12 protein-coding genes are annotated in these 11,747 nt (G+C 42.8%); 9 read left to right on the top strand and 3 right to left on the bottom strand.

What is annotated here, in order from left to right; all coding sequences use genetic code 11:
• The first annotated feature begins 56 nt into the window (after window positions 1–56).
• From rsmD to scpB, 7 genes are all read left to right on the top strand, one after another.
• Window positions 57–743 carry a 16S rRNA (guanine(966)-N(2))-methyltransferase RsmD gene (gene rsmD / locus JMX96_RS03330; protein ID WP_201567335.1) on the top strand — a complete coding sequence of 229 codons (687 nt, stop codon included), beginning with the start codon at window positions 57–59 and terminating at the stop codon, window positions 741–743.
• Window positions 744–953: 210 nt separating this feature from the next.
• On the top strand, window positions 954–1,382 hold the full coding sequence (gene rplM, locus JMX96_RS03325; protein WP_057761004.1) for a 50S ribosomal protein L13: 429 nt from the start codon (window positions 954–956) through the stop codon (window positions 1,380–1,382).
• Between the two features lie 10 nt (window positions 1,383–1,392).
• Complete coding sequence (gene rpsI, locus JMX96_RS03320; protein ID WP_101206364.1) at window positions 1,393–1,779, top strand: 30S ribosomal protein S9; 387 nt, start codon at window positions 1,393–1,395, stop codon at window positions 1,777–1,779.
• A gap of 324 nt (window positions 1,780–2,103) precedes the next feature.
• Window positions 2,104–3,192: a lipid A biosynthesis acyltransferase gene (locus tag JMX96_RS03315; protein ID WP_201567334.1), complete on the top strand. Its 1,089-nt coding sequence runs from the start codon at window positions 2,104–2,106 to the stop codon at window positions 3,190–3,192.
• 108 nt (window positions 3,193–3,300) lie between these two features.
• Window positions 3,301–4,386, top strand: coding sequence for a tryptophan--tRNA ligase (locus JMX96_RS03310; protein ID WP_191113962.1), 1,086 nt, complete (start codon window positions 3,301–3,303; stop codon window positions 4,384–4,386).
• 180 nt (window positions 4,387–4,566) lie between these two features.
• Window positions 4,567–5,388 (top strand): segregation and condensation protein A, encoded by an 822-nt coding sequence (locus JMX96_RS03305; RefSeq protein ID WP_201568019.1) that lies wholly within the window; start codon window positions 4,567–4,569, stop codon window positions 5,386–5,388.
• Between the two features lie 124 nt (window positions 5,389–5,512).
• A complete protein-coding gene (scpB, locus tag JMX96_RS03300; protein ID WP_201567333.1) occupies window positions 5,513–6,073 on the top strand; it encodes an SMC-Scp complex subunit ScpB in 561 nt (186 codons plus the stop codon).
• Window positions 6,074–6,193: 120 nt separating this feature from the next.
• Here the strand turns inward: scpB and lolA are convergent, their stop codons facing one another.
• The 3 genes from lolA to rplU all read right to left on the bottom strand — a co-directional run bounded on the left by lolA (window position 6,194) and on the right by rplU (window position 7,952).
• Window positions 6,194–6,880, bottom strand: a complete 687-nt coding sequence (gene lolA, locus JMX96_RS03295; RefSeq protein ID WP_227676893.1) for an outer membrane lipoprotein chaperone LolA — start codon at window positions 6,878–6,880, stop codon at window positions 6,194–6,196.
• Between the two features lie 411 nt (window positions 6,881–7,291).
• Window positions 7,292–7,549, bottom strand: coding sequence for a 50S ribosomal protein L27 (rpmA, locus tag JMX96_RS03290; protein ID WP_021813611.1), 258 nt, complete (start codon window positions 7,547–7,549; stop codon window positions 7,292–7,294).
• Window positions 7,550–7,640: 91 nt separating this feature from the next.
• Window positions 7,641–7,952, bottom strand: a complete 312-nt coding sequence (gene rplU / locus JMX96_RS03285) for a 50S ribosomal protein L21 (RefSeq protein WP_057761012.1) — start codon at window positions 7,950–7,952, stop codon at window positions 7,641–7,643.
• Window positions 7,953–8,521: 569 nt separating this feature from the next.
• Here rplU and JMX96_RS03280 point away from each other — a divergent pair.
• Window positions 8,522–9,547, top strand: coding sequence for a polyprenyl synthetase family protein (locus tag JMX96_RS03280; RefSeq protein WP_201567331.1), 1,026 nt, complete (start codon window positions 8,522–8,524; stop codon window positions 9,545–9,547).
• Window positions 9,548–10,330: 783 nt separating this feature from the next.
• Window positions 10,331–11,734, top strand: a complete 1,404-nt coding sequence (locus JMX96_RS03275; protein WP_201567329.1) for an efflux RND transporter periplasmic adaptor subunit — start codon at window positions 10,331–10,333, stop codon at window positions 11,732–11,734.
• The last annotated feature ends 13 nt before the right edge of the window (window positions 11,735–11,747 follow it).

Here is an 11,747-nt window from a genome sequence, read left to right as displayed (position 1 = left end):
AAGAAAAGCCTAGTAAAGGTAAAACCTAGCAAAGAATTGGTAAGCGAGACACAATAATGAAAAAAGCTTCAAATGGACGCGCACCAAAGAACAACCGTAAAGCGAAAAGTGCGGCAGCGGGTGATGTGCGCATCATTGGTGGTCAGTTTAAGCGCCGTATTGTAAGTTTTATCGATGCAGATGGCCTGCGCCCGACCCCAGATCGCTTGCGGGAGACTTTATTTAACTGGCTACTCGCTGACATTCATGATGCCCATGTACTTGATAGCTGTGCTGGCAGTGGCGTACTAGGATTTGAAGCGCTATCTCGCGGCGCTGCCCACACGACATTTATCGAAATCAACCCAGCACAAAGCAACATGCTACGTCAGAGCGCTGAGCAATTACGCCTTGAGGCTGCTGCTTATCAAGTCATCACTGGCACTGCTGAGCAAATATTGCGTCAAGAGCAGCTGACTGCGCGCCCCTTTGACATTGTATTTATCGATCCGCCTTATGCTCAAGATTTATGGCAGCCTATTTTGACTGCACTTATTACCAATACCTTAATCAATACTGAAACATTGATTTATTTAGAAGCTGATAAAGATTTGTCAGCACAGCTTAAGCAATTGGAAGCGTCGCTAAATGAGAATTTAGCCCCCCAATCAAGCGTTACTCAGCAACCAATTGCTTTTGAATGCTTGAAACAAACCAAAGTCGGACAAGTTGTTGCTGGACTTTATCGTCTATCATCGTCATAATTGTCGGGTTAATGAAAGCCGTTAACTTATTTTACAAATGTTTAGAACCGCTAAAAACTGGCCGACGCTGCAGTTTAATGTATATAAGGCGAAAATAAACCCCAATGCAGCTTGCAAGCGTAGGCGCTACTGCTTATAATGTGCAGTCTGTTTTTTGAGAGCCCCGTTCCCAGCTAAACTCTCAACGAATTCTAATTTTAAGGTTTTATCATGAAAACACTTAGTGCAAAACCAGCTGAAGTGACCCATGACTGGTATGTCGTAGATGCTGACGGCAAAACCCTTGGTCGCTTAGCCACTCAAATCGCAACTCGCTTACGTGGCAAGCACAAGCCTTCTTTTACTCCGCACGTTGATACTGGTGACTTTATTGTTGTCATCAATGCTGACAAAATCACGGTAACGGGTAAAAAAGCACAAGACAAAAAGTACTATCGTCACAGTGGCTACCCAGGTGGTATTAAAGAAACCAACTTCAATAAGTTGCTTGCACATAAGCCTGAAGATGTTCTACACAAAGCAGTTAAGGGTATGCTTCCAAAGGGCCCTCTTGGCTATGCGATGATCAAGAAGCTGAAACTTTATGCGGGTACTGATCATCCACATACTGCACAGCAACCTAAAGAACTAGACATCTAAGGATATACTTATGGAACGCAATTACGGAACTGGTCGCCGCAAGACGTCTACTGCTCGTGTATTTTTATCAAAAGGTACTGGTAGTATCGTTGTTAACGGTAAGCCACTTGACGAATACTTCAGCCGTGAAACTTCACGCATGGTTGTACGTCAGCCATTAGAACTACTAGACTCTGTTAACGCATATGACTTATATGTAACTGTTGCAGGTGGTGGTATTAGTGGTCAAGCTGGCGCAATCCGCCACGGCATCACACGTGCATTAATCGAAGCTGACGAAACTTTGAAGCCTGCCCTAAAAGCAGCTGGTTTTGTTACTCGTGATTCACGTCAAGTTGAACGTAAGAAACTGGGTCTACGTAAAGCACGTAAACGTCCACAGTTCTCAAAACGTTAATCAAAACTCTCTCTTATCTTTTTGCTGCTGTTGTCTTTTTCTCAGAGCTTCAGTGGCAAAGTTAAATAAGAGTCTGGTTTTGCAAAACCTTATAAGCTGGTCACAGCTTATAAGGTTTTTTTATGCCTACTGATAGCACTTTAATTGTCTTCATCAAACCAGCTTTGTTTTACAGCAATAACTAACATGAGCACCTTGTTTCGACACTATAAAGTAGATCGTCTGTAGAAATTCTAACTTGCAAAGCATTAAACGCTACCCCATCATATCAGTAACTTTTTATTATTAGCCATGATGCCTCAAACCGTGCTGCAGAAGGATATTATGAAAGCGCCAGAACAATTCGACCCTAGCAAGCCATCTGCCAACAGCAGCGTGCCGCCTAGCATGAAACAGTCGGCTAAGTCGCCTGCGATACCTGCTGGCACACCGACAATTACCCAAAATCATAAGCGTACAGCGCAAGCAGATAACAAGCCATTTCAGTGGCAGTTTTTATCACCAAAGAATTGGGGCATTTGGTTATTATTCTTAATAATGCTACCGATGATATATCTGCCGTTACGTTGGCAGTTTTGGCTAGGTCGTAAGCTCGGTATATTGATTTATAAAGTTGCTGGCTCACGTAGACGCGATACATTAATCAACCTGAAGTTGGCGTTCCCAGAGAAGCCTGAAGCTGAACGTGAATTAATGGCCAAGCAAGTCTTTGTCAATCAAGGCATTGGTGTGTTTGAAACGTTATGCGCTTGGTTCCGACCAGATGTATTTACTAGAACTGTATCCATTTCGGGTTTACAGCATATTGTTAATGCGCAAAATGAGCAGCGACCAGTTATCCTGCTCGGTGCACATTATACGATGCTAGATTTGGGTGGCCTATTATGTGCGCAGTTTTTCCCAGTAGATTGTATGTATCGTACGCAAAACAATCCTTTATTAGATTGGTTTATTTATAATGGTCGTACCAATATCTTTGGTAAGCAAATCTCAAGTCGTGATATGCGAAGCTTAGTTACCTCTATTAAAGCAGGACACGTCATCTGGTACTCTCCTGACCAAGACTATGGTCTCAAGCAAGGTGTCATGGCGCCATTCTTCGGTGTGCCTGCTGCGACGATTACTGCATCGCGTCGCATGGCAAAACTGGGTAGCAAAGAAAAGCCACCAGCTGTTATGGCACTACATACTTATCGGCAGACACCTGACAATTTGCCGCGTGGTAAACGCCCTCATTATCATTTAACAATTACGCCAGAATTAGACAATTATCCAAGTAAAGATGAAGTCGCTGATGCCACTCGGGTCAATGAAGTCTTAGAAGGACTCATTCGTATTGATCCCACTCAGTGGATGTGGTTCCATCGCCGCTTCAAACATGGGCCAAACGGTCGTACTGATATCTATAAGTAAGCCTTTATTCCCAAAAATACTGGTGAAGTTTGCTATACTTTGCGGCTAATATTTTGCATTTTAGCTATGCACTGATAATAATTTGATAAACAAAATAACGGATTTTCCATGAGCAATAACAGTACTCCTGACAATCAAGCTTCTGATACTTCAACTGAAGCCAAGCGCATCCTGACTGGTATCAAACCGACTGGTATTCCGCACTTAGGTAACTATGTTGGCGCGATTCGTCCAGCGATTGAGTCTATTCAAAATAGTGATCATGAAGCGTTTTTCTTTTTGGCAGACTACCATGGCATCATCGGCTGCTATGACCCTGCTATCATTCATGAATCGACGAGAGCTATTGCCGCTACGTGGATTGCTTGTGGTCTAGACCCAGAGCGTGTGACATTCTACCGTCAGTCAGACGTACCTGAAATTCCAGAGCTTGCTTGGATTTTGAACTGCTCATGTGCCAAAGGTTTGATGAACCGCGCCCATGCCTATAAAGCAGCCGTTGATATCAATACAGAAAAAGCCGATGTCGATCCTGATCAAGGTGTCACCATGGGTCTGTTTGGTTATCCCGTGCTAATGGCGGCTGATATCTTGATGTTTAATGCGACCCACGTGCCTGTTGGTCGTGATCAAGTACAGCATATTGAGATGGCGCGTGATATCGCAGGTACTTTTAATCATCGTTATAAGTCGCTTTTCACGCTACCGTCAGCAGTCGTTGATAATGATATACCGCTGCTTACTGGGCTTGATGGCCGCAAGATGAGTAAGAGCTACAGCAATACGATTCCCCTATTCGGTGAGCCAAATCCACAGGTCAGTCCTGAAAAACAAATGCATAAAGCCATCATGAAAATAGTGACTAATTCACAGCTACCTGATGAGCCAAAAGATCCAGATGACTCAGCTATCTTTGAGATTTATAAAGCATTTGCGACCGCTGAAGAGATTGCTGATATGCGTGCGCGTTATGCCGCTGGTATTGGCTGGGGTGACGCTAAGCAAGCCCTATTTGATAAGATTAATGACGAAATCGCGCCATTCCGTGCACGTTACGAAGAGCTGATGGCCAATCCAAAAGAGCTAGAAGAAATCTTGCAGATGGGTGCGGATAAAGCCCGTCGCCATAGTCGTAAGCAACTAGACAAAGCTCGCCGTGCTATTGGCATCCGTCCGCTTGCTAAGCTTAAATAATCGTTGCTGGAATAGTCGTTTCACTGACGCAATTTATTATCAAAGCGGGTGCTAAACGTGCAAACTGAACCAAACACCAAACAGGCGGCTTTGTCTAAAGCCGCCTTATCTGCTATGGCTGATTCAACCTCCGAGCTTACAGACAATCAGAGCGAGCATGATGAATCAGTCAACCATGATATGTCGCTACGTATCTATCAGACGCCTGTGCAGCATTTGCCAGAAGACCTGTATGTACCACCGCAAGCCTTTGCTATTTGGTTAGAGCAGTTTGCTGGTCCATTGGATTTTCTGTTGTATTTGGTCAAAAAGAACAACGTCGATTTGACTCAGATGCCCATTCTGCCCATCACTGAGCAGTACTTAGCTTATATCGGTGAACTGGATACCGAGCATTTTGAATTAGCGGGTGATTATCTGCTTATGGCATCAACGCTCATTGCTATCAAAACCGAACTGTTATTGCCTGCCCCTGATACCCCAATCGACGAGCGTGACCCAAAAGCAGAGTTGATCGAGCGCCTCGAAGAGTACGCGCAAATCAAAGTGGTTAGTCAGCGTTTAGATAATCTAGTACGCTTAGAGCGCGATGTGTTTTTGGCAATGGTCAGTATGCCTGGTCAAGACGTTATGAATGCGGAGCTGCCAAGCTACTCACCTAACTTGCTGATTGATAGCTTATTTAAAATGCAACTACAGCCCGACTATCAAATGCATACGATCAAAGTTGATGCTGTACCCCTTGCCGATCGTATTGCCAGTATTAGTAGGCAACTAAGTACAGATGGGGCGCGCTCCTTTTATGAACTACTAGATAAAGCACAAGGTAAAATAGGCGTGGTCGTGAGTTTTGTCGCCGTACTTGAGCTTATAAAGCGGCAGTTGGTTGGTGTGGTTAACATTGAGACAGATAGCGATATCGTCAACTCTGTTTCCAATAATTCTGATCAGACTAATATGAATAATGAATCCACAAATCTCACATTACAGTGGTTAGCCTAGTAGGCTCTAAAACTGTCTCCTAGCCTATTCTCTATCAAAATCACAATATTGAAATAAGAGCATACTTTAGATGGTAGATATTGAAGACCTAAAACAACATGATGAGACCCAAGAATCAACAACTATGACCACATCTCCATCAGCTGAAGCGCAGCGTGACTCTTTGGAAGAGTTGAGTAGACGTATTGAGGTGTTGTTGCATGCATCAGAAGCACCGCTGACCGCTCACGCATTAAAGAAACATTTGTCATTATCTACTAAAGAATTAAAGCAAACCTTGGAAGTGCTGCAACAACGCTTAGATACAGGTGTGCTTAGGCTACATGAGACCGCCAGCGGTTATCGTTTACAGATATCTGATGACTATAGCAGTCTAATTCAGCGTATTTTTCCGCAGCGTCAGGAACGTTTGAGCCAAGCCTTACTTGAAACCCTAAGTGTCATTGCTTATAAACAACCTGTGACACGCAGTGATATCGAGCATGTGCGCGGAGTGACATTATCGAGCAATATACTGCGCCAGTTATTTGATAAAGGCTGGATTGTGGAGAAAGGTTTTAAAGATACTCTAGGTCGTCCTGCATTGCTGCATACTACTGCGCAGTTTTTAGATGCGTTTGGATTAAGCCATCTGGATGAACTACCGCCTATGCCAGATATGGAAACCATACGAGCCATGTCTTAAAATTTCTGCTGAACAAACTATAGTTACTCACACAAAAAAGGACAGACCGCATAGGATCTGTCCTTTTTATTACGTTACTAATTTTGAACTGATATCAAAACCTAGCAATATATCTATTAATTACTGATTGATAACGTCAACACCCTTTGGTGGTGTAAATTTAAACTGACTGCTACCAATACTTGGGTTCATCTTGATACTGCTAAACTTGATAGAGGTTGTTTGACCCAAGGTGTCATTCAATACCATCATGACAGGTTTGCCACCACTAAAGCTTATTGAAAGACTTTTAAAACTTGCGCTGTCTGACTTAGGATAGAGCACATAGTAGTTTTTGTTGTCATATGGCTGAGTGATCTTAAAGTTTTGATCAATCTTGCTTGGATCACCTGACAGTAGCAAGGCTGGAGTATTACCTACTTGGCTGTCGACGTTTTGCTTAGTCGCTTGCTCTAAATCCTTGTCATAAACCCACATAGAGTTACCATTAGCCACGATCAGCTGCTCTGATGGTGACTTGGTTTCCCAACGGAAATTATTTGGACGTTGGACACTCATAGAGCCTGTAAATGTACCACTACTCGCGCCTTTAGTCGTTTGGCTAAAGTTAGCCGTCATACTCTTGGTATTGGTCAGCAATTTGTTCAAACGTTTAGCAGCTGTTAGGTTGTCAGCAGGAGCTGCGGTAGCCGTTTGAGTCAATGCCATCATTGGCGCTGCGATACCTAGCGATGTCATTAATACACCTGCTAAAGCACCACTCATCATTTTTTGTTTGGTTGATTTTTTCGTAGATAAGTTCATCATAAATCCTCTCTAAAAAAGCATAATCGCTTTAAAGTTGTCGCTAAAAATAAAATGTTCTATTGAAATTTTTGTTTTCTATAAGTACTGATTTTACCAAGCTAAAGCTGGTAACCATCAGCAATGGCAACAGTGTGCCAGTTTTTTTATTACGCGCCTAGTCATGATTTGCAATCTTTACTACGGCTGCCATACACGCTTGTAACCAATGCAGTTACACAGTAAAAGTTTGCATTTAGAATTCTTAGCTACAGTAATTATGCCAATAATGGCCTTAAAGATATCGCTTAGAAGAATCATTATTAACTTACGATACCCTACAAACGTAAAAAGCCCCTACTACCATAAGGCAGTAAGGGCTTTTTTAATTATCTGATCATTCTATTCAACGAATAAAATAACCTAAATAGATAATTATGCGTTTTCAACCGTAACATAACGACGGTTAAATTTACCTTTGGTCGCAAACTTTACAACACCGTCATTCAGTGCAAATAAAGTATGGTCACGACCCATGCCAACGCCTTCGCCTGCATGGAATTCTGTACCACGTTGACGAACGATGATGTTACCAGCTGTGATAGCTTGGCCACCAAAGATTTTTACGCCTAGCATTTTTGGGTTTGAATCACGACCGTTACGGCTCGAACCGGCAGCTTTTTTATGTGCCATGAGAAAATCTCCTTGTTAATTTGACTTATCGCTGATGCGATAACTCTTAAGCATTTAGTGCGCTATTTAGCAATAATTGCTAAATGGATAATTAGGCATTAATCGCTTTGATTTTTAACAAGGTGTACCATTGGCGGTGACCTTGTTCTTTGTGATAATGCTTACGACGGTTGTGCTTGATGATACGGATTTTTTCGCCGCGACCATGCTCAACAACTTCAACTTCTACGCTAGCGCCGTCAACAACAGGCTGACCGATTTTGACGTTATCGCCGTCAACAACCATCAACACGTCTTCAAATTTGATTGTTTCGCCTTTTTCTGCTTTTAGTAGTTCAACTTTAAGCAATTCATCGACGACTACACGGTGCTGTTTACCACCAGTTTTGATTACTGCGTACATTGTATGACTCCGTTTAACCCGTGTGCCGTGGCTGATGTTATACCAACGCTTTTACGACGAACACGACAGGGAAAAATTAAAGGCAAGATTTTACGGCTTTTTGCTCATAAAAGCAAGCCGCGCCTCTTGTTTTTGCAAGGTGGTTACACTAATGACCATCTCTCATTTAGCTATAACTGCTGCTCGTCAAAGAAAGTCGATAAACGACAATACGAATATAAACATGAGAAATAGTAATGATAAGTGATAGATTAAGCCCAACAGCGGCCATTATAACTTATGCAATCAGTTACTTACAGCCTTTTATGAATCATTTATGTGACCAATAAGCTTAAAATGCGCTAGATAACATACCTGTAAAACATAAGACATTTCTTATCGTTTTTATTCTATTTAATAGGCATAGTAAGCCCTATATATCATACGCCTGACCTACTTGTGCTATATACTTTAACCAACAATTTAAGCAGATAGCTATGCTATCATAAGCGAAATAATACCTTACCTATAGATAGATAAAGTCAAGGTTATAACAATTCTCTTTACTCTTATTAATATGACTATTTATTATGACTAGTACCTCTTTAAATAATACCGTGCCTGCCTCTCAATCGACGCCTAGCTATGCTGATATTCAAAGTATTGTAGCCAATGACTTTGAGGTAATGGACAAGCAAGTGTTTGGCAGTTTGAACTCAAAAGTACAACTCGTCATGAGCGTCTCGCAACACGTGATCAATGCTGGCGGCAAACGTATGCGTCCGTTGATTACCTTGCTCTGCGCACGTATGTTTGATGATAATCCATCAGAAAAGGCCATGCATCTAGCTGCTATCACGGAAATGCTACATACCGCTACCCTAGTCCATGATGATGTCATTGATGAGTCAGGGCAACGCCGTGGAAAACCGACGGCAAATGCGACGTGGGACAATGCCACTGCAGTGTTAGTCGGTGATTATTTGATTGCCCGCGCCTTTAATCTATTGGTTGGTTTTCAAAGCCTACCATTGTTGCAAGTGTTCTCAGATGGGACTTGTGATATTGCCGAAGGCGAAGTGTTACAGCTACAGCACCAGCATAACCCTGCCGCGACAGAGGAAGATTACTTACGCATTATCGATGGCAAAACTTCACGCCTGTTCATGATGGCAACCCAAGGTGCCGCTATCTTGCAAGACAAAACAGAATACATGACGGCATTGGGCGATTTTGGGCAGCATTTTGGCAATGCTTTTCAGATTATCGATGATGTGCTTGATTATAGTGGTGATAGTGAGGTGATGGGCAAAAATCTAGGCGATGATTTAGCAGAAGGCAAGCCTACCCTACCGACTATCAAAGCACTCGAGTTACTTAAAGACAGCGACGTTGAAGGTTATGAGCAGTTACGGATCGCCGTTCAGACAGGTAAGACACCAAATGCTGAGCAGCTGATTGAATTGGTACGCAGTTCTGGCTCATTGGCTTATTGTAAGCAGCGCGCGTTGGAAGAAACCAAACTGGCGCAAGATGCACTGAGCACACTACCTGATAACCGTTATCGTACAGGCTTATATCAATTGACTGAACTCGCTAGCGCCCGACTAGTATAATTGAAGCTGAGTCGTCTATGTTATTAACTAAGACGACTCTTTTTTTAACAGGGTTTTTTAGCAAACTTCTATAGCAATTGATAAATAAAAGCCCATAAATTAGAAATTACCCTCTTAAAAAATAGCGTGTCAGCCAAATCGTTACCTTTCTTTAAGTTTCATACATCCTTGCAGTACTATAATCGTATAAGGCTTTTTGACAGTCGGTTAAAGTTTGCTAACGCGGATAGCGATAGTTATTTTTTATGACTGTAATTAGGGGTTGCTAAAATTGTCATTTTGTTGACAAAGTTGATTTTCTATCGTTTAAAAACCTTAATTACTATAGGGTTTTAGATTTATAACAAAAGTTTACAATATATTTTGATACTAGGTTGTGCATGGTTCTATTAGCTGTTAATAGAGACGACGCTTACTATGACGGTAATCTATTAATTCGTAAACTGTAATATTGCTGCTTTTCGGTCCAGCTCATATCGCAAACTACTTGACTGTGGGGTTACCCCAATAGTTTATAATGACTCATTAAATTTATTAATCCATTCTGTGGTTTGCTTAAACAATTAATGCTAAATAATCCTTTCGATACTTAATCCATATCGATGTCAGATTTTCTATTAGTCGTATTTCACTGACGGAATAATCTGAAACTGGAATAAATAATGCTAGCTTAGGCTATTTATTCTTTTCATTTAGCATTAGCAAGACCCTTATATTCAGTACGCCAAACTTATTGATCGATTTTTATACTGTCACTATTTATATATATTGCCGAGGACATTGATGAAGCACTCTTATCTTGCGCTTGTAATAGCATCTGTACTATCTGGAGCTGTACTGGTTGGCTGTGACAAAAACGAGGACGCCGCTGGTGCGCAAGCCGCACAGCAGCAAATGCCGCCCGCGGTTGTCAACGTTCAGACAGTCACTCTCGATACCGTCCCTCAAGTACAAACTTTTTCTGGTCGTACTGCAGCTTATCAAACTGCTGACGTCCGCCCACAGGTCAACGGTGTGATTGACGAAGTACTATTCCGTGAAGGAAGCAACGTCAAAAAAGGTCAGCCACTGTATCGCATCAACACCGATAACTATGCCTCGTCTGTAACGAGTGGCCAAGCTGCCGTACAGCAATCACAGGCTAACTATCAAACTGCTGTGGCAAACAATGCCAATGCAAAAGCTGAGCTAGTCAGTCGTCAAGCGTCATTAGCACAAGCGCAAAATGACTTACAACGTCTGCAAGGTCTGGTCAGTATTGATGCCATCTCAAAACAGCAGTACGATCAAGCACAAACAGCCGTGCGTACAGCACAAGCAGCAGTACAAAGTGCCGCCGCCGCTGTCGGTCAAACTCAAGCAGGTATTGAGAGTGCAAAAGCAGGCATTCAGACCGCAAAAGCAGGTTTGGAAGCCAGTACCTTAGATCTAAACCGTACAATCGTACGCGCACCGCTAACCGGTCGTACTGATCGCTCTAGCGTCACTGCTGGTACTCTGGTCAGTGCTGGTCAAGCAGATCCATTGGTGACTATTTCACGCTTAGACCCTATCTACGTTGATATCAGCCAGTCTTCTTCTGAATTGCTAAAGCTTCGTCAGCAGATCGCAGATGGTACTGCTCAGCCGGGTATGAACTCAGTCGAATTGGTGCTAGAAGATGGTTCTGTTTACCCAGTACGCGGTAAGCTTGCACTGTCGGAAGCCAAAGTTGACGAGTCAACAGGTGCTGTCACCTTGCGTGCGATTTTCCCAAACAGCAATAACATCCTGCTACCAGGTATGTATGTCACGGCACGTTTGACGCAGAGCGTTATTACCAACGCAGCTCTCGTCCCGCAAAGTGCGGTCACTCGTACGCCGAAGAGTGAGACGCAAGTCTATATCGTTGACGAAAATAATAAAATCCAAGTACGTCCGGTCACCATTAATGGTACTTACGATGGACAATGGGTCGTCACTGAAGGCTTGAAAGCAGGTGACAAAGTGGTTGTGATTGGCGGTGCTAAGGTCAAGCCTGACCAAGAGGTAGTCGCCAAACCGTTAGAAAGCGCAAATCCAGCACCAGCTGCTGCAAAGAATGCGCCTAATACCAAAACGCCGCAGCAAGCCGCAAAAACGATGGATAAAAAGCCAGCTGGCGATGAGACTTCTACCAAAAAACCAACAGAAGCCGCTGCCAACTAATTCCATTCAAGAC

Source organism: Psychrobacter sp. JCM 18900, from assembly GCF_904846625.1.
In the GTDB taxonomy this organism is placed as follows: Bacteria; Pseudomonadota; Gammaproteobacteria; order Pseudomonadales; family Moraxellaceae; genus Psychrobacter.
The sequence above is the reverse complement of the archived record's forward strand: the minus strand, read 5'-3'. Positions and strand labels throughout refer to the sequence as shown.

What these genes read in the sequence shown, in the direction of transcription:
- rpmA (WP_021813611.1), bottom strand. Translation starts at nt 7,549, where the DNA reads ATGGCACATAAAAAAGCTGCCGGTTCGAGCCGTAACGGTCGTGATTCA.
- JMX96_RS03275 (WP_201567329.1), top strand. Translation starts at nt 10,331, where the DNA reads ATGAAGCACTCTTATCTTGCGCTTGTAATAGCATCTGTACTATCTGGA.
- JMX96_RS03310 (WP_191113962.1), top strand. Translation starts at nt 3,301, where the DNA reads ATGAGCAATAACAGTACTCCTGACAATCAAGCTTCTGATACTTCAACT.
- rplM (WP_057761004.1), top strand. Translation starts at nt 954, where the DNA reads ATGAAAACACTTAGTGCAAAACCAGCTGAAGTGACCCATGACTGGTAT.
- rsmD (WP_201567335.1), top strand. Translation starts at nt 57, where the DNA reads ATGAAAAAAGCTTCAAATGGACGCGCACCAAAGAACAACCGTAAAGCG.
- JMX96_RS03280 (WP_201567331.1), top strand. Translation starts at nt 8,522, where the DNA reads ATGACTAGTACCTCTTTAAATAATACCGTGCCTGCCTCTCAATCGACG.
- rpsI (WP_101206364.1), top strand. Translation starts at nt 1,393, where the DNA reads ATGGAACGCAATTACGGAACTGGTCGCCGCAAGACGTCTACTGCTCGT.
- rplU (WP_057761012.1), bottom strand. Translation starts at nt 7,952, where the DNA reads ATGTACGCAGTAATCAAAACTGGTGGTAAACAGCACCGTGTAGTCGTC.
- scpB (WP_201567333.1), top strand. Translation starts at nt 5,513, where the DNA reads ATGACCACATCTCCATCAGCTGAAGCGCAGCGTGACTCTTTGGAAGAG.
- JMX96_RS03315 (WP_201567334.1), top strand. Translation starts at nt 2,104, where the DNA reads ATGAAAGCGCCAGAACAATTCGACCCTAGCAAGCCATCTGCCAACAGC.
- JMX96_RS03305 (WP_201568019.1), top strand. Translation starts at nt 4,567, where the DNA reads ATGTCGCTACGTATCTATCAGACGCCTGTGCAGCATTTGCCAGAAGAC.
- lolA (WP_227676893.1), bottom strand. Translation starts at nt 6,880, where the DNA reads ATGATGAACTTATCTACGAAAAAATCAACCAAACAAAAAATGATGAGT.